The sequence below is a fragment of the Candidatus Lokiarchaeota archaeon genome (assembly GCA_014730275.1).
In the GTDB taxonomy this organism is placed as follows: Archaea; Asgardarchaeota; Thorarchaeia; order Thorarchaeales; family Thorarchaeaceae; genus WJIL01.
On record WJIL01000011.1, the window covers coordinates 1 to 16,691 of the forward strand.

19 protein-coding genes are annotated in these 16,691 nt (G+C 45.5%); 12 read left to right on the forward strand and 7 right to left on the reverse strand.

The features are described 5' to 3' along the window. The first annotated feature begins 209 nt into the window (after positions 1-209). Complete coding sequence (locus tag GF309_01520; protein ID MBD3157443.1) at positions 210-377, forward strand: hypothetical protein; 168 nt, start codon at positions 210-212, stop codon at positions 375-377. An 8-nt stretch (positions 378-385) separates the two neighbouring features. Here the strand turns inward: GF309_01520 and GF309_01525 are convergent, their stop codons facing one another. After that, positions 386-1,267: a high-affinity iron transporter gene (locus GF309_01525; protein MBD3157444.1), complete on the reverse strand. Its 882-nt coding sequence runs from the start codon at positions 1,265-1,267 to the stop codon at positions 386-388. A gap of 198 nt (positions 1,268-1,465) precedes the next feature. Beyond that, complete coding sequence (locus GF309_01530) at positions 1,466-2,356, reverse strand: EamA family transporter (GenBank protein MBD3157445.1); 891 nt, start codon at positions 2,354-2,356, stop codon at positions 1,466-1,468. Between the two features lie 128 nt (positions 2,357-2,484). Between GF309_01530 and GF309_01535 the strand changes: the two genes are divergently transcribed. Next, on the forward strand, positions 2,485-3,141 hold the full coding sequence (locus tag GF309_01535) for a hypothetical protein (protein MBD3157446.1): 657 nt from the start codon (positions 2,485-2,487) through the stop codon (positions 3,139-3,141). A 49-nt stretch (positions 3,142-3,190) separates the two neighbouring features. Beyond that, on the forward strand, positions 3,191-3,673 hold the full coding sequence (gene tsaA / locus GF309_01540; GenBank protein ID MBD3157447.1) for a tRNA (N6-threonylcarbamoyladenosine(37)-N6)-methyltransferase TrmO: 483 nt from the start codon (positions 3,191-3,193) through the stop codon (positions 3,671-3,673). A gap of 71 nt (positions 3,674-3,744) precedes the next feature. Here tsaA and GF309_01545 read toward each other — a convergent pair whose 3' ends face one another. After that, positions 3,745-4,908, reverse strand: a complete 1,164-nt coding sequence (locus GF309_01545; GenBank protein ID MBD3157448.1) for an MFS transporter — start codon at positions 4,906-4,908, stop codon at positions 3,745-3,747. A gap of 206 nt (positions 4,909-5,114) precedes the next feature. Here GF309_01545 and GF309_01550 point away from each other — a divergent pair, with 206 nt between their 5' ends. After that, the gene (locus tag GF309_01550) at positions 5,115-5,528 is read left to right on the forward strand and encodes a hypothetical protein (protein ID MBD3157449.1); all 414 of its coding nucleotides are present in this window, start codon (positions 5,115-5,117) and stop codon (positions 5,526-5,528) included. Here the strand turns inward: GF309_01550 and GF309_01555 are convergent. Beyond that, a complete protein-coding gene (locus GF309_01555) occupies positions 5,506-6,153 on the reverse strand; it encodes a SagB/ThcOx family dehydrogenase (GenBank protein MBD3157450.1) in 648 nt (215 codons plus the stop codon). The two genes, GF309_01550 and GF309_01555, sit on opposite strands and share 23 nt — an antisense overlap. Before the next feature lie 752 nt (positions 6,154-6,905). Here GF309_01555 and GF309_01560 point away from each other — a divergent pair. The 5 genes from GF309_01560 to GF309_01580 all read left to right on the forward strand — a co-directional run bounded on the left by GF309_01560 (position 6,906) and on the right by GF309_01580 (position 11,624). Then, positions 6,906-7,247: a metalloregulator ArsR/SmtB family transcription factor gene (locus GF309_01560; protein MBD3157451.1), complete on the forward strand. Its 342-nt coding sequence runs from the start codon at positions 6,906-6,908 to the stop codon at positions 7,245-7,247. Next, positions 7,231-9,138: a cadmium-translocating P-type ATPase gene (cadA, locus tag GF309_01565; GenBank protein ID MBD3157452.1), complete on the forward strand. Its 1,908-nt coding sequence runs from the start codon at positions 7,231-7,233 to the stop codon at positions 9,136-9,138. Before GF309_01560 ends, cadA begins: the two co-directional genes overlap by 17 nt. A 97-nt stretch (positions 9,139-9,235) precedes the next feature. Further along, a complete protein-coding gene (locus tag GF309_01570; GenBank protein MBD3157453.1) occupies positions 9,236-10,021 on the forward strand; it encodes a methyltransferase domain-containing protein in 786 nt (261 codons plus the stop codon). A 73-nt stretch (positions 10,022-10,094) separates the two neighbouring features. Beyond that, on the forward strand, positions 10,095-10,403 hold the full coding sequence (locus GF309_01575; GenBank protein MBD3157454.1) for a rubrerythrin: 309 nt from the start codon (positions 10,095-10,097) through the stop codon (positions 10,401-10,403). 90 nt (positions 10,404-10,493) lie between these two features. Further along, complete coding sequence (locus GF309_01580; protein MBD3157455.1) at positions 10,494-11,624, forward strand: hypothetical protein; 1,131 nt, start codon at positions 10,494-10,496, stop codon at positions 11,622-11,624. Positions 11,625-11,634: 10 nt separating this feature from the next. Here the strand turns inward: GF309_01580 and tkt are convergent, their stop codons facing one another. Beyond that, positions 11,635-13,644: a transketolase gene (gene tkt / locus GF309_01585; GenBank protein MBD3157456.1), complete on the reverse strand. Its 2,010-nt coding sequence runs from the start codon at positions 13,642-13,644 to the stop codon at positions 11,635-11,637. A 242-nt stretch (positions 13,645-13,886) separates the two neighbouring features. Further along, on the reverse strand, positions 13,887-14,258 hold the full coding sequence (locus GF309_01590) for a GNAT family N-acetyltransferase (protein ID MBD3157457.1): 372 nt from the start codon (positions 14,256-14,258) through the stop codon (positions 13,887-13,889). Between the two features lie 72 nt (positions 14,259-14,330). Here GF309_01590 and GF309_01595 point away from each other — a divergent pair, with 72 nt between their 5' ends. The 3 genes from GF309_01595 to GF309_01605 all read left to right on the forward strand — a co-directional run bounded on the left by GF309_01595 (position 14,331) and on the right by GF309_01605 (position 16,073). Next, positions 14,331-14,702 (forward strand): hypothetical protein, encoded by a 372-nt coding sequence (locus GF309_01595; protein ID MBD3157458.1) that lies wholly within the window; start codon positions 14,331-14,333, stop codon positions 14,700-14,702. 51 nt (positions 14,703-14,753) lie between these two features. Beyond that, a complete protein-coding gene (locus GF309_01600; protein MBD3157459.1) occupies positions 14,754-15,407 on the forward strand; it encodes a hypothetical protein in 654 nt (217 codons plus the stop codon). Between the two features lie 69 nt (positions 15,408-15,476). Further along, positions 15,477-16,073, forward strand: coding sequence for a hypothetical protein (locus GF309_01605; protein MBD3157460.1), 597 nt, complete (start codon positions 15,477-15,479; stop codon positions 16,071-16,073). A 98-nt stretch (positions 16,074-16,171) separates the two neighbouring features. Here GF309_01605 and GF309_01610 read toward each other — a convergent pair whose 3' ends face one another. After that, positions 16,172-16,561, reverse strand: a complete 390-nt coding sequence (locus tag GF309_01610) for a hypothetical protein (GenBank protein ID MBD3157461.1) — start codon at positions 16,559-16,561, stop codon at positions 16,172-16,174. Between the last annotated feature and the right edge of the window lie 130 nt (positions 16,562-16,691).

A 16,691-nucleotide genomic window follows, 5' to 3' on the forward strand; every position in this document is an offset into this window, starting at 1 on the left:
ATGGTCTGATACAGAGAATTGATGGAATCCTTCTTTTTCTGCTTTCGTGGTCAGTGCAACTATTTCGTCATACGAGTATCCGACATGAGGTTCTATGTGAATACCAATTTTCATAACAGTGCGAGTCCTGAGTATCTGGAAGTAAGGCAAATGAAAACACCGTACTAGAAAAAGAAGTCAAACCTGGCGAGACATTTGGGGATCTCCTGTTGAAATTGGATTTGGATGCGAGTGAGATAGGCGATTGTTTCATCAATGGAAAACTCGCAAGACTATCTGACCCAATAGAAGACGGTGATCGGATTGGCCTATTCCCATTCAATATGAAACTCATTGACGGCGGGATGCATTTGAGGTATCATCCTCAGCGCCGATAGTAGAATCATTAGAGGCGCTTGGAAGGGGTTTCATCCTTCAAATCCTTGGAGACTGATGGAACCGAATTCTTTTCTCTCTTTTTGAAGAAATAGATCCCCATAACAAGGAGATAGGACAGATACGATTCAACTTCCAAAGCAGATGGATTCCCGTTGTATCCAAAAAGGCTCCTTGCCAGACCCCCGATAAAACCATCTTCATGTAATGGGTGGACTGCCCCTCCTGGTAACGCGGGCGGATTTATGTTCCATATCTCGAGAGGACCAATAAGAAGAAAACCTGCTTCCTGCAATTCATGTATGCCATATGCAAGCATTCCTGCTGCAAATAGGATGAGGAACGCAGATGTCCATTTGAAAAACGTTCTGAACCTTATTTCGAGAGAACCTTGATAGATTCCTATACCGACGCCTGCAGCAAGAACAAGCCCAAGAGTGAGGCCAATGTACGTCTGATACCCTTCGCGAATTACCAATGCTGCTGTGAACAGCACGATTTCTACCCCTTCTCGGAGGACCAGAGCGAAGCTCAACAGTGCGAGTCCCCATCTCCCTTCGGTCTGCAGTTTACCTTCTGTTGATGCTTCAATGTCTGATGAAATTTCTTTTCCTTTTCTCTTCATCCAAACAATCATGGTCGTCAGTAGAAGAGATGCAATGATAACAAGCACACCCTCAAAGATTTCCAGTACCACTTCCTCTACACTTCCCCAGATTGCCACTATTCCTCCTCCAATCAAGAGGCTCGTGATTCCTGCTAGGGCAAGGCCCGAAAAAACGTACCCATTCATCGCTGATTGATTCGATTTCCGAAGATAGGCTAGCATGATAACTACCACTAGTGCTATTTCCAATCCCTCTCTTAGAGCAATTATGAGAGCAGCTATCATGTATTTCACTTTCCGTCGACAAGAGTATATGAAACAAAGATAACTATTGTTAATTACATTTATGCTTTGGGCTATGACCGCCGACTGTTTCTATACAGCTAGTTTATTCAGCATTCTAACACCGAAAATTGGAACACGTGTACTAAATTTTCATCAGCTATGCGAATCTCTGCGGAGCAATGAAATTTTGTGAAAAATTCAATCTTTAACAGCTCCCTTTCTTTTCGCTTGGCTGATCTGAATAAGCGCGATGCTTAGAGCGAACAGTACAAGCCCAACCCAGTCAAGAATGTCGGGCATTTCTCCTAGGAAAAGAACGGACAAGACTACGATTTGGGGGAGCATTGTGCTATTTATGAGAGACACATCAACTGCCCTCAATACCCGCATGGCTCTGTTCCATAGGGTGAAGGCAAAGGCGGTATTTATGATTGCTAGCCAGAGAATATATACCAGACTAATTGGCGATATAGGGACCATTCCTTCCAAGATTATGCCTGAGAGTAGGAGAACAACTGAACCAATACCCATACTGAGACTAGTAATCACTACGGGATGGTCGATGCAATCTCTGTTAATTTTTCTCCCCAGCAGAGATGACAATGCGTTAGCCACTAATTCGCCTATCGCAACAAACAGCCCGATAACCTGCACCAATGGCAAGTTCAATGGAAAGAAATAGATTAGAATGCCGACTAATCCAATGAAAATAAGAAGCAACTGTCCTTTCGTTGGTGTTTCATCTAGAAAAATGATCCCCATGAGGAGTACAATTACAGGCGTCAGATTGAGTAGCATAGACTCCGTGATAGCAGGAAGAAGGGATAATGCAACGTAATGAGCTCCTTGAGTAAATGCCACGAATATAACTCCGTACACCGCAATAATCCCCCACCATGTTTTCTCCTTGCTAACAATCTGTTTTCTATAGCGTCCTTGAGACAAAACGAAACCAATGAGCACAACTGATGCAACCGAATACCGAAGTCCTGAGAAAAGGAGGGGTGGTACTTCTTCAAGACCGAGTTTGATGATGACATATGATGAAGACCAGAGTATTGTAACGACTAGTGCTTCGAGGGACGCCATTAGGTGTTCCTTGGACAACTTGGCATCAGTGTTTACAAGAAGATTCGACAGTTTGGGACCTCCTTTCTGCCAGTACGAACAGTTATCACTGGAATGAAGGTTTACCCGTCATACGACGGGTGTTTAAAATGATTCAGAGCACCTTTGAAATTAGTGCGAGAGATTACTACTCTTGTGAGCTTACTCGAAAGATACCCGTTCGGGTTTTGATTGTGACAATTAGTGGCCCCACTGGTTTTGGGATTGTTGAGAGTCTTAATGATAGTGGAAGATTCATTGAAGAATACATAGATGCCCTCCGTGCTTCCGATAGTGTCGTGGAGGTATCTGTGACTTACAAGTCGCCCAGAGTTTATTGGACCCGGGTAACACATCAGCTAGACTTCCCCTCGATTCATGAGACGATACTTGAATGCGGTAGCATGACCAAACTTCCGATTATAATCCAAGATGGTATTCAGAAGCATTCAGTACTATCTCCATCAAGAGCGCACCTTGGAACACTTTTGAAAATTCTCAGAAGGCGCTTCACTACCGCCAAGATTCGATTGCTGAACTCCAATCCCCTAAGCCTGTTTGAGTCACTTCTAACCGAAAAACAAGAGAAAGCCATTCTTGCGGCATACCGGGCAGGATATTATGAGATTCCTCACTCTATTACGGTAAGGGAGCTTGCTAGTGAACTTGGCATCAGTAGGGTTGCCATGCAGGAACGTCTGAGACGGGCTGAGAATCGAATAATAGAATCATATGTGCAACAACTAAAAGGTCAACACAATCTATGAATTGCTAATGCTCTAACACGGCAGACATTTTACTGGATGGAATCAGAATTTGAATATGAACATAAAACCAATCGGTGTGATACGAACACCTTTTACGTCCAGTGAAGGCATTACGATTCAAGCACATATGTCGGATGAACTTGGAGAGGTCGTACTTCACTCCGAATATGCTTCTGGCCTTCATTCTCTTAATCAGTTCTCCCACATAATACTCCTCTATTGGTTCCATCAATCAAAAGATCCACAGATGTTAGTCCGCCCCTATTTAGGAAATGAAGTACGGGGCCTTTTCTCCACTAGGGCCCCAGCTAGACCTAATCCGATAGGCATCTCTGTGGTTGAGGTTGTGAAAATGGAGAACCATAGAATAGTTTTCCGCGGTGCAGACATGTTGGATAATACTCCCCTGCTGGATATCAAGCCCTTCGTACCTGAGTTCGATCATCGGCCGCATGCTACATCTGGCTGGCTTTCTCAGTTTCTTGATGATGAGAATACTGTCAAAACAGCAGATAATCGATTTGAGCATTAGACATACTTACTTCAATGAATCTGTTGAATGATTGGATTTCTCTCGTCAGAAAGTGGATATTGCTAATATCTTCATTTTCGTAGAGTGACTGTCAAAACTAAGAATGTGAATAGGGCAAATACAGCCCCCAAAAGGAATGGCAAATTCAAACCTCCTATTAGGAATGCCATTCCCATAATGGTCGGACCCAGCGTTTGCCCTCCTCTCAGAGCCATGCCGTTGAGTGACATGACCGCAGCCCTGTATTCTTCTGATGAAACCTCGGCAAGAAGATTTTGTCTTGTTGGAATATTCATGCCCTGTGCAGCACCAAACAGCGTAAGTGGAATTAGCATCAACCACAAGCTGTTCACAAGAGGGATTACAAACATCACGAGACAATAGACGAGAAAGGCTGCCTGTAATAGCTTAACCCCATCGTAGCTGTGCCCATATTTGGCTAGAAACCACGACGTGAGTCCGGTTGCTACTGATACGCTAGACATAACGATACCGATGATTAAGGATGATGAGCCATATTCCTTATCTAACAGAATAGGCACATAGGTCTGGTGTGCCCCATATAGGAGAATGAAGGTCATGACGCTGACGAATAACATGACAATGACTTCCACATTTTTGATACCATTCCACGCAGTTCTCAAATATCCGCCGAAATCTGGTGCCCCCTCGGGTTCAATAGTTTCTAATTTGAATGTCACTAGGCCAGCTATGGGGATGGCAAAGAATGCTAGAAGAAATGGAAAGTGCCAGTCGAGGGACGCAAGGGCACCTCCTATGGATGGATAGGAAGCGGTACCGATGCTCAGCACTCCTGCGTTATAGAGCATGGCCTTCTTCTGTCGAGCACCTGCATACAGATCTCCGAGAAGCGTAATGGTCAGGGAGCCAAGAGCTGCGGCTCCCACACCTTGCCAGAATCTAAGTATCATAAGCATCAGAAATGAATCGGCAAATGCACAAGCAGTTCCCGCAAAACCGAAAAGCAAGAGCGATGGAACAAGTATCCTTTTCCTCCCAAATCGATCTGCCAGTATCCCCAATCCGAATGTCAGAAAGATTCCAGGTAACGTGAAGACCGTGATTAGGAGTCCCACCTGCTCTGGTCCTATTTCAAATACACGGGATATCTGCGGAAGTGCAGGAGAGATGCTTGATACCCCCAAGACGGCCATGAGAGTGATGCCATATACAACCCTGATATTTGCATCCATATACAGTGGCTCATCATCCATTTTCTCATGCACACCTTAGTCTATCTCATGAGGCGGGATCTTCGACAGGAATTGTCTCCTATATCAGGCGGTCCCTACTGCAATAATAGACTAGTGGTAGGTGCCATACCGTATCATTTCAACTGCTTCAACATCAACTCTCATATGAGATGTAGCTGAAGACACAGACTGACTGAAGAAGCCCTTAAGTCAAAGAGTTGAACCTATTGAAGAAGCATCACAAAGATGACAACGATTCATCTACAGATGAGCGTATTCTGGGCGTAATGGTTGCCAAAATGCCTACAGCTGAGAAAGCTGTTGAGAACACAGAGTCAATGAAGAATTGCCCCCGTCTGTTAGCCTCTGGAATCCATTCAAATGTTTTCTTGGGCGTGTTCATAGCGCCGAGGAACATGGAATGGTGGTTTGCGCTTCCTGAAGAACGGCCCGATTTACTTGGGGCAGATAAGGTAAGTATTACTCTCGCTAATCAGATAACGTATCCCGAGAAATTCCAATTGCGCTTACCTGATGAACTGGGGGAAATATCGCCCTGTGGCACTAATTGCGCAAAATGTCCACAGATGGAAGAAGTTGGCTGTAAAGGCTGCCCCGCTACAATTCATTACTCGCACTAGTTTGATTATTGGAGATGCCCACAGGTATCAGATAAATCGGCCGATGATGTAGTGGCAATGCAAGTAATCTCTGTGCCTTAGCGGTCTTGTAGCTGGTTATTGTACACGCTCCAAGACCAAGCGCCCGGGCCTGCAATATGAGATTCTGAGTGGCATGTCCCGCTTCTAAATACGTGAAACAAAGAGCATCTTCCACCCTCGGTGTTAGCTCTACTATGGACTTGTTATCCGAAGCTACTACTACTGTTAGTGGGGCCACCTCGATTGCTTCTCGATTCATTCTGGTTAAGACAGCTTCTGCTAGGGTTTTTCTCAGATCTTCACGTTTGTGTAGGGTTAAGGCATGTTCTTCCGGTTGATATATCCATAAATCGCCATATAGAAGGTAAACAACTAGGGGATAGCTTCTGCCTGCTGAGGGCGCTGTTCGAAATGAATCCTCTTCTCTCTCAGCATTTCTCTTCTGAGTTATTCCTTGTAGCGCCCATAGCAATTGCGACACGGTTTTCAGTTCAATATGCCCTTCAGCAAAATTTCGAATCGTTCGTCTTGACGCAAGGACTTCCTCAATAGACATGTTGCCAGAAAAACTGGGTTTGGGCAATTCACGCCACTTCGTTTCCATTGTAAATTTTCACCAACTACGAGTAACATAGAATCTGACAATACTTCGAAAAACGTGGAGAACTGCGCAATGTTTTTCCAGTTGGGTTTGCTATACCGTATCATTTGCCAATATAACCAGTCTGAAGAGATAAAGAAGAGATCCAATGAGGAATCCTAACATACAGAACATATAGATCCAGGGCCCGGGTATAAGAGCATATAGAGGATTTCCAAGAAAAGGGAAGAATGGATTCATCTCAGCATATAGAAACGAGTCCAATAGTACATGCAAGTAGGTACCAAATAGGCTAGTGTAAACGATTCTGCTCACTTTCGTCTCCTGTTTTATCTTGAAAAGAACAAGGATTTGTTGAAGCGGTAATTGTAATATGTATACCAAAAATGAGGCTACTATCCCCGTAATTGTCGCTCCTGCAAACGTATGAAAAAATCCGTGCAAAGGTCCAGGGAAACCAAGGAATAACACTCCGAACGGCTCTACATCTATTATCACGCTGGAAAGCAGTAGGGCCGCAACATCAAAGAATGGGAACAAAAGAAAGGCAAACAGCATCGCGGGACCGAAATGAAACGGTGTAAACGGCATCTGAATCAGCATCCATGAATTGCTTGATGTACACGGCAGTAATTACCTACAGCTTATCACACTTTCTCACCGTTATCCTCTAGGAACCCCCCGTTCCTGTTATTTTGCTCCGCTTCACCAATGCCGCTTTTAACACATTTTAATACTTACTCAAGTATAGGAACATGTTGTTGAGTACAATGGAAGCCAGAACAGAATCAATAACTGCTACGCCTCAGCTGGAACCTGAAGAAATCGCAGACATTGTCAAGATTTTCAAGGCACTAGCTGATAAATCGAGGTTGAAAATTATCAACAACTTGGCTGCGGATCGGCGTCTTTGCGTATCTGATATTGCAGATCAGCTAGACATGTCAGTTAGCAATGTAAGTCATCATTTGGGCAAGCTTGAAGATCTTGGCTTCGTCAGTTATGAGAAGGATGGGAAAGAGGTCTACTATCACCTAGACGACGAATGTGTGCGTGATATCCTTTGGCGGGCCAGAGATCATGTCTGCGGACTCTGATGCCTATTGTTCCTACTGCGCTGCGAATGAGGCAAAACATACCCCGTCGAATCTCAAGCAGAAATACCCCATTGTTGCTGTTTCGGCAATAGCACTTACTGCAGGTTTAGTATTGGAATTTGCTTCGTTTCCAGTATATTTCTACTATGCTGCATACCTCTTTTCCATGCTTTCTGCTGGTCGTTGGGTGATTCCTGCTGGATTACGAGGTGCGGCACGGGCGCATCTGGACATCAATTTCCTTATGACATTTGCAGCTATGGGGGCGATGTTCATTGGTGCTCCTGCAGAGGGCGCATCCGTTATGCTCCTGTTTTTCATAGCTGAGCTCCTTGAAGAGAAATCCAGTGAACGGGTGCGAACTGAAATTGAAGGCTTACTTGAATTGAAAACACCTAGCATCACTGTGAAAACTCCTATGGGCGAGCAGTGCAAAACTCCTGAAGATGTTGAAGTTGGAGAAATCATAGCTGTTAGGCCAGGAGACAAGATAGGACTAGATGGTCACGTGGTTCAGGGATCCTCCACGGTAAACCAGGCGCCAATTACAGGCGAATCCATGCCAGTACCCAAGGAAGTCGGCGATGAGGTGTATGCTGGCACCATCAACGAGAAGGGGTATCTGGAAATCGAAGTTACAAAGGAATCTGGTGATACTGTATTATCCAAGATTATTGATTATGTTGAACAGGCAAGGAAGGAAAAGGCACCGGCTGAACGGACAGTGACTAGGTTTTCTCATATCTACACCCCAGCTGTTGTTGGTTTTTCCCTCGCTCTTACCGTAATCACCTTCTTGCTGGGGCTATCTCTTCCCGAGGCAATCTATCGCGGTTTGTCGTTACTCGTTATCTCGTGTCCTTGTGCTTTTGCAATCTCTATTCCGGTCAGTATGGTATCATCCATAACTGGTTCCGCAAGAGATGGGGTTCTTGTGAAAGGCTCGAAGTATATTGAGCAACTAAGCAAGGTCAAGACTATGGCTTTTGATAAGACTGGAACGCTTACTCAAGCCAAATTGAAAGTCAAAGACATCCATGCGATTGATGTTAGTCAAGAGGAGATTCTTGAAATCGCAGCCTCATTGGAACACATGTCGGAACATCCTATTGCGGAGGCTATTGTTCAGGAATCTAAGAACCAAGAATTACCTCTTAGAACAGCATACAATTTTCGCTCCCTGCCAGGACGGGGCATTCGTGCCGAAATCGATGGCTCCGCCTACCTGGTTGGAAACCGCAGACTGATGGAGGAGAACGCCATCTCCATATCCGAGGAGGGGGCGGATGCTGTGCATGCCGGGACCCCCGTATACGTTGCCAAACAGTCAAAGCACATAGGAACGCTGGTTCTTGCAGATGTATTGCGGCCCGAGAGCAAAGCTACTATTGATGCATTAAAGCAAAAAGGAATCAGAACTGTTATGCTAACTGGGGACCACGATTCAGTCGCACGTGAGATAGCAACTGAACTAGGAATCGATGAATGGCGATCAGAGTTGCTCCCTCACGAGAAGGTTGAAGCTGTGAAAGAGATCGGCAAAGAGGGACCCATTATCATGGTAGGTGATGGAGTCAATGATGCTCCCGCTATGGCTGCAGCAGATGCTGGTATCTCAATGGGAGTCATATCAAGTGATATTGCCCTCGAAACGTCAGACATCGCACTTATGGAGGATGATCTCTCTAGAGTACCTGAGCTTCTGCAACGTGCGAAGAAGACAATGGGTATCGTTCGGAATAACGTGATACTCTCAATTGGAACGAAAGCTATTCTCGGGGTGCTGGCTATTCCGGGTTTTGTTAGCCTTTGGATTGCAATTGGTCTCGGTGACATGGGGATAACCTTGGCAGTCATAGCCAATGCTCTTAGATTAGCAATACGACGTTAGGTGCAATGAACTGAGCTCTGCTATGTTGCGCTCCACAGTACCTTAATGTGAGCAATCTAATATCAATAAGTGAAAGAAAACAAGATGGTGTTCTGGATTGGGTCCGAACAAGACGGGAAAAGAATCAGGCACTGACGTTTTACAGTGGCATGAAATGAAAGACATGTGGCAGCTGATGGCACCTGTAGTATTCCCTCCTGGATTGCTTGATACAACTGAATCTGATGTAAAGGGTTTGATTGATCTACTAGATTTGAATCCAACAGACCGGGTCTTGGATTTGTGTTGTGGATATGGAAGACATACTCTAGAGATGTCTAGTCGTGGTTACGATGTCGTTGGTGTGGATATCAATGATTATTTCATTGAACAGGCCAGGAAAGCTGCTTCAGAGGAGAATTTGCCAGCCGAGTTTCGAATAGGAGACATGCGTAAATTCTGCGAGCCTGACTCATTCGACGTGGCAATCAATATGTATGGTTCTTTTGGTTATTTTGCCGATTACCGCGATGAGATACTTGTACTCAAAAATATCTACAAATCATTGAAAAGTCCGGGGAAGCTGCTCATCGATCTGTGGGCCAAAAAAATTGTTCTGCAATTGTTCCCGCAAAGAAGCGAGATGGAGTCAGGACGTGGCCTTTATGTTATTGAAAGCAACGTCATCGAAAATGAAACAAAGCTGAGAACCTCTTGGAAGCTACTTGACAGGAACGGTATCTGGCATGAATGGGTTTCTGTCCAAAACTTGTATTCCGCTGGCGAACTTGAGGATATGCTGGAAGAATGTGATTTCTCGGGTATGAAAACCTACGGCAGTTTCAAGGGCACTGAGTATGATGCAAACGCTGAACGGCTTATCATGACCGCTCTGAAACAGTAAGAACTGACAACGAGGTAAACCAAAGCGTCATAAGACCGCGCCTGCTTCTTAGAAGAATGATGACGTGATTAACATGCCCGAATTTGCAGATGCCTTTTCTGGATTAGCCAATGACCGTAAGATTACGCATTCTGAACTTGTACGTGCAATTCGTTACATGATTGCTGCAGAATACGAAGCTATACAGCTCTACATGCAACTTGCAGAATCAACTGATAATGAACTCGCAAAGGAGGTATTGATTGATATTGCTGATGAGGAACGGGTCCATGCCGGTGAATTCCTCCGCCTGCTTTACCATCTTGAACCCGACGAACAGGATTTCTATGCCGAGGGCATAGAAGAAGTAGAAGAGGAAATAGAAGAGCTGGGGTTGGAATAACACCCCCCTCTCAAGAAGAGGGGAAACCTCTTCTTCCTACATACTAGTACTGCAATTCATGATTCTTTAACTTGGTCCTGGTCGTCAATCTTGCCTAATCCATACCTCCTCTCTGAATTGAAGCACGATATCGCTTCTTTGTGTTCTGACTGCCTTAGAGAATGCATCATCACCGCATGTAGTGATAAAAGAGGCCAAGAAATCATCGATGCATTGGAGATTCTTTCTGAGGAGGATTTCAGCGACAGCTGGGGCTACCCAAGGCGGACGCTTTTTGAAGCCCTCAAAATTTCACATCTTGCTTGCATCGATACAGATCCAATTGACATACTCACATCTGCATTTCGTACTGATGACCATGGTTTCTTCAACTATATTGAAGAAGTAGCGCTGAAGAATTTCAGAAAACAGGTGGAGATTGGCAACACTTTCTTCATCGATGTGGACGAGCTTGCAGAGACACAGGCCGCAATCCTCATTCCCCAAATAGCTTCAACACGTATCGAGCGTTTACGTTCTGTCTGCCGAGGGAGATTCAATTCTACACGGTTTGTACAGACCTATTACGGTTTCAAACTCGCAACTTCGGGAGTTCGAAATAACGGCTTTGGTGAGAAACTCATTAAATGTCTCAAGGGGCTAGGAGTTGTTGTATCATCTGAGATACGCCCTGCCGACTTCGATTTTGAAATCGAAAGCGTAAGATTCGACAACGTTTCCGATAAAATGGACGAGATACTCTATGAAATACTTCGTCTTACTGGGAATAACTCAGGTGAACGAGCCAAGGCTGCCAAATCTCTAGGGGTAATCGGTGATCCTCGTGCAGAACCATATCTATGTGCGGCTACTGAAGACAAGTATCCTTGGGTGAAGAAGGCAGCAATAGTGGCTCTTGGGCGCATTCGTCTGCCATCAAGTATTCCTGTACTGGTAGAGTGCCTTTATGATTTGGAATCGAGTGTACGAGAGAAGGCAGCAAACACTATCGCTGAATTCGGAGAGAAGGCAATTCCGCATCTTCTCAACGTTCTAGAGAATGATCGCGGTGTTCATTTTGAGAATGCTTTGGAGGAGGCCAAGAAATCCCACCCTCGTTCACTCGACAGTTTCGCTGCTGCTCTACTGCATCGAGATTCGGAAGCTAAACAGCTGGCGACAGGAGTTCTGAATGACCTTGGCCATGCTGTTACGAAGAGGGCTGTATCAGATGGACGATGAATCGAGCCTGCTACTTCTCTAGCAATGCTTTTGCTCTGTTGATGACATTATCAACCGTAAATCCATACTTCTCAAAAATGACATTGTAGGGTGCAGAAGATCCAAACCTCTCAACACCAATTATGTCTCCATCTTCTCCTACCCAGCGTTCCCAACCTTGTGGCACACCTGCTTCAACTGCTAGTCTTGCTGTTATGTTCGGTGGAAGAACAGATTTGCGATACTCTTCGGCCTGTTGTTGGAACAATTCCCAGCTTGGGAACGAAACCAGTCTAACGCTGATTCCTTCTTCTGCGAGCTTCTTTCCCGCTTCCACAATAAGATGCACCTCGGATCCCGAAGCCATCAGTAGCAGCTGAGGGTCCTCATTGCCAAGGTCTGCAAGGACATATGCTCCCTTCTGGAGGCCTTCTGCTTTGCCATATTCATTACGATCAAGAATCGGGACTTTTTGACGAGTAAACGCGAATGCGGTTGGTCCTTCTGTTCGCTTCATTCCAACCTTCCACCCCTCTACGACCTCATTTGCATCACACGGGCGAATTACCATCAGATTGGGAATAGCTCGAAGAGAAGCCAATTGCTCTATAGGCTGGTGAGTTGGTCCATCTTCGCCTAATCCAATACTGTCATGGGTGAACACCCACAGGCTGTTATGACGAGAAAGTGCTGACATTCTGATTGCTGGTCGCATGTAATCGGAGAAAATGAGGAACGTAGCTCCGTACGGTTTGATACCGCCATGAGCTGCCATTCCATTGACTATGGCTGCCATAATATGCTCTCGCACCCCGAAATGGATGTTTCGCCCTCCTGGATTATCTGCCTGCAAAGATGTGCTTTCGTCTATCCATGTTTTATTGGATGGCGTTAGATCTGCTGACCCACCAATCAGTTCGGGAACGTGTTGAGCAAGAGCATTGATAACGTGACCAGATGGAACCCTCGTCGCAAGCTTTCCATCATCTTCAGAATAGCTTGGAAGATCAGCATCCCATCTGTCAGGCAGTTCCCCTTTCATACGCCGATTGAATTGTTCAGCTAGTTCAGGATGTTCGTGTGCATATTCATCGATTTGTGCCTTCCATTCCTTCTCTAGCCTCTCCCCCCGGGGGACAGCTTCTCTGAAATGTTCAAGCACCTCTTCGGGAATGTAGAAGCGAGGTTCAAGCGGCCATCCAAGGTTCTTTTTTGCACCCTCCAGTTCATCTTCCCCTGGTGGTTCTCCATGAGCCTTGGCGGTATCCTGTTTGTTTGGCATACCGTATCCGATATGGGTTTGACACGCTATTAGTGAAGGCCTTTGATCCTCTTTGGCTTTCTTTATTGCAGTATCAATAGATTCGATGTCATTGCCATTCTCAACGGTCTGTATGTGCCAGCCAAAGGCCTCAAAGCGTTTCTGTACGTCCTCTGTAAATGTAATATCTGTGCTCCCATCGATAGAAATCTCATTATCATCATACAAAACTATTAGCTTACCCAGTTTAAGGTGACCCGCCAAGGAACCTCCTTCGGAGCTAATACCCTCCATCATATCGCCATCGGTGGCGAGAACATAGGTATAATGGTCGACAATATCATGGTCATCTTTGTTGAATACTGCAGCTAGATGTTTCTCCGCAATGGCCATACCAACAGCGTTACCGAATCCCTGCCCGAGTGGCCCCGTTGTCACTTCTACACCTGGAGTCTCATGACACTCCGGATGACCTGGAGTTGGACTTCCCCACTGTCTGAAATTCTTGATATCTTCCAAACTCAAGTCGTATCCCGTAAGGTGGAGCAATGAGTATAGTAGCATGGATCCGTGCCCTCCCGAGAGTATGAATCGATCTCGATCTGGCCACTCAGGATTTTTTGGATTATACCTGAGATGCCGTCTCCAGAGGGTATAGGCAATCGTGGCACTGCCCATTGGCATTCCCGGATGGCCGGAATTTGCCCGTTGAACAGCATCCGCGGATAGAAAACGAATCGTATTGATGGCTTTTTCATGAATGGATTCTGACTCTGGCATCTGTCAAATCTCCTCTCTATTAGTGAATCATGTGATGCTCAAGCACAATTTGAGATTCTGTATTGGGCAACTCTAGTTCCTTGCTTTTGGTTGTTGCGATTTTCTGATGGCCTAGTTGGGAGTATCTTCGTGTTTCTCAGAACACCCGGTGATAAAGGTCTTATCTAGTCCACATTTTTGCCTGATATCCTTTGCAATTGGCGCCGTGCTATACGGCAATCCATTATTTTTGTTCTCGAAGGCTACTCCCCAATATTTGTGCCTGGAGGATATTCTTCCATGAACTCATCCTTCAGGATATCCATTGCAACGAAATCATGGAATTCCCCCTCTGTATAAGCGGCTTTTCTGAATGTCCCGCATTTCTTGAAGCCGGCTTTTTCATAGGCTCTGATTGCACGATTGTTGTGTGCCAATGTAAGCAAGAAAATACTGTTGAGATCAAGTGCATGAAATCCGATCCACAGCATGACACGTGTTGCATCGGTACCGTATCCCCTGCCATGTTTTTGGGGATTATGGATGGCAATTCCAAATTCAGCGCGCCTGTGCTGCTTTGAAATATCCGTACGGCTGACAGTTCCCAGAAACTCCGCTGCCTCCTTCTCTTCAATGGCTAGCGCTAGGCTTTTAAATTATGGATTCGCCAGCAAGGACAAACGGTATCGCTTGAGGAGACCTGTACCATGCTACTTCAATTCAATCTACCAATCAATATCTCAGAAGGTTTAATCTATCTCGTTGTTCTGGCTGTTATTTCGCTGGTCATAAACGGTATTTTTCTAGGTATAGCACTTGGCTTTGTGGACGGCAAGAATAGAGATTTAGGAGACACATTTGTAACCGCGCTTTTCATGGCAATTGTCATTCTTATTCCCTGCATTGGATGCATTCTTCAGTGGTGGGTTATCAAGTCACGCCATGAAATTGGCTGGGGCAAGGCGATTACGGCTTGGATTATGACGTTTGTAATTGAAATCGTTGTCTTTGCTGTTGTTGCCATACTATTCCTTGGCGGCCTGAGCGTCCTGTGGTCATTGATACCGATTAGCCCATAACATCGCTAGAATGGCCATAAGATATCCGCGCTAGTCGGAAGGGTTCTCTACATGGAAAACGGTGGAGATCCAAACGCGGTTCCACCGGATTCCCCTTCCGGCATGGATAGTGGTGAATCGCTGAGACCCGATTATCGAGAGATTCTACGTCACCCCATTCGCTTTTTGCAGATTGCTTCTCCCTTTCTCACGTCTCACCATCCGGTGTGCTCTGAATTCTCATTACATACCTTCGAATTCAAGGGACGCCACTGGTGTCTCGGCTGCTTCTTCAATACGCTTTCATTTGTAGCTAGTATTGCGGTTCTGCTCTTTCTCTGGGTGACTCCGATTGTTTCCTTCAATCGCTTCTTTCTATTCTGGGGTGGTGTGGCCGGCGTTTTGATTTACCTACTGGTTAGTGTCGCTCATCTAACTGAAACGACACGGAGAAAGATCCTCTCGAAGTTCGTTCTTGGCAGCTCATTTGCAGCTGTTGTATGGTCGCTTCTTTTGGCCAACGGCCTCCTATCCATGATTAACGCGAAATTCACTCTAATCTTCCTCCTCTATCTTCTTGTTGTTGCAGCTTTGAGCATCAAACGGGTACTTGAGACGACAGAAACGTGTGAGAGATGCGAATACAACATGGAGTGGCGTACCTGTCCGGGCTTCAGACCCATAGTATCTGAGTTGCTGAAAGAAGGCTTCCTTGTACCAGAATGAAGTACATGTCGATAAACTCTTCTTGCGTAAATGCTAAGACCCTTTCATATTCATTGAAGTGAGATATCCATGAGCCCCTACAAGGAGGAATTTGATCCACCTATTGTGAAAGTTCCTGCTGAGAGGGTGAGCTTTCCAGATATCTGTCCAGTCTGCACATCAGAAGCTACAGATAGAGTACGGGTTGTAGCTTATCCTGACAAGAAGGGGTATTTGCGCCCTGGCTGGAACCCGGGCCACACTCCAAGTGCACGACGGCGTTTAGGGCTTCCAACTCCTGAAACTCGGACGTTCCTAGTCCCAGTTTGTGAAGCCCATTATTACACAGGTGATGCCGATTGGCGCCTAAAGACAATCTGTGTGCTTGCGAACGGCATCAGTTTCTCCCTGCTTTTGTTCGCGTGGTTGAACTTCGCAAATGCTTTGACGAATGGATCAGCTATTCAATTCTGGATATTGGGGGCGGGACTATTCTTTACTGCGACAATACTGGCTATTCCATTCGCATTTGGTATGAACAAATTACAGAAATCTCTTCGAATAGTTGGTTTTGATTCGGCTGCTCAGAATGTATGGATTCAAATGAAAAACGATGAATACCGCGAGGGATTCGTGAAGGAGAACGCGATGAATGCCGAGCTTGTTAGTTGGGTGAAACGTGCCTAGTCGAACCTACCACCTAAGAAATAGTACTGATTCTGTTTCGTTTATGTTCCAAAATAAAATGAGAGGTGGCCCGTATACCACAGGCCACTTCGTCTTGTCTATTCCACTTTGAGCTCTTTCTCGTCTTTCCAGAGGCCGTGAATGTTACAGTAACTGGTCGAAAGAAGCTTTCCAGATTTCTCTGTCTTGAATGCGAACGTAGCATATGGTTCACAGTACACAGTACTTGTGTCAGCTCCCTTTACTGATGCCCCGTGTGCATCAAATGAAATATAGCCAATCTCATATGGGAACTTCTCTCCCTCAGGCCAGAAAAAGAGATCTGCCCACTTTATGTGATGTGCAGTCGTGTTCGGGTGTGGTATCTCCTTGCCCACTTGGAGCGTAACCTTGACGACTTCCCCCTTTTTCACCTTATCCGGAGCATCGATCACGGGTACATGCTTCTCATTCTTCCAGTCCGCTGTTTGTAGCCATTTCTTATCCATCTTGTCTCAACCTCAAGGTGGGTCACAACTACGATGTCATGACCAACGTAAACACTTAGCGGTAAATTGTTAAAATCCTTGCCTTATCACGGTGACCCCTAGTTTCAACAAACACTCATCGGACCTTTCA

What these genes read in the sequence shown, in the direction of transcription:
- GF309_01525 (MBD3157444.1), bottom strand. Translation starts at nt 1,267, where the DNA reads ATGATAGCTGCTCTCATAATTGCTCTAAGAGAGGGATTGGAAATAGCA.
- GF309_01530 (MBD3157445.1), bottom strand. Translation starts at nt 2,356, where the DNA reads ATGGCGTCCCTCGAAGCACTAGTCGTTACAATACTCTGGTCTTCATCA.
- GF309_01535 (MBD3157446.1), top strand. Translation starts at nt 2,485, where the DNA reads ATGATTCAGAGCACCTTTGAAATTAGTGCGAGAGATTACTACTCTTGT.
- GF309_01545 (MBD3157448.1), bottom strand. Translation starts at nt 4,908, where the DNA reads ATGGATGATGAGCCACTGTATATGGATGCAAATATCAGGGTTGTATAT.
- GF309_01555 (MBD3157450.1), bottom strand. Translation starts at nt 6,153, where the DNA reads ATGGAAACGAAGTGGCGTGAATTGCCCAAACCCAGTTTTTCTGGCAAC.
- GF309_01560 (MBD3157451.1), top strand. Translation starts at nt 6,906, where the DNA reads ATGTTGTTGAGTACAATGGAAGCCAGAACAGAATCAATAACTGCTACG.
- cadA (MBD3157452.1), top strand. Translation starts at nt 7,231, where the DNA reads ATGTCTGCGGACTCTGATGCCTATTGTTCCTACTGCGCTGCGAATGAG.
- GF309_01575 (MBD3157454.1), top strand. Translation starts at nt 10,095, where the DNA reads ATGCCCGAATTTGCAGATGCCTTTTCTGGATTAGCCAATGACCGTAAG.
- tkt (MBD3157456.1), bottom strand. Translation starts at nt 13,644, where the DNA reads ATGCCAGAGTCAGAATCCATTCATGAAAAAGCCATCAATACGATTCGT.
- GF309_01595 (MBD3157458.1), top strand. Translation starts at nt 14,331, where the DNA reads ATGCTACTTCAATTCAATCTACCAATCAATATCTCAGAAGGTTTAATC.
- GF309_01600 (MBD3157459.1), top strand. Translation starts at nt 14,754, where the DNA reads ATGGAAAACGGTGGAGATCCAAACGCGGTTCCACCGGATTCCCCTTCC.
- GF309_01605 (MBD3157460.1), top strand. Translation starts at nt 15,477, where the DNA reads ATGAGCCCCTACAAGGAGGAATTTGATCCACCTATTGTGAAAGTTCCT.
- GF309_01610 (MBD3157461.1), bottom strand. Translation starts at nt 16,561, where the DNA reads ATGGATAAGAAATGGCTACAAACAGCGGACTGGAAGAATGAGAAGCAT.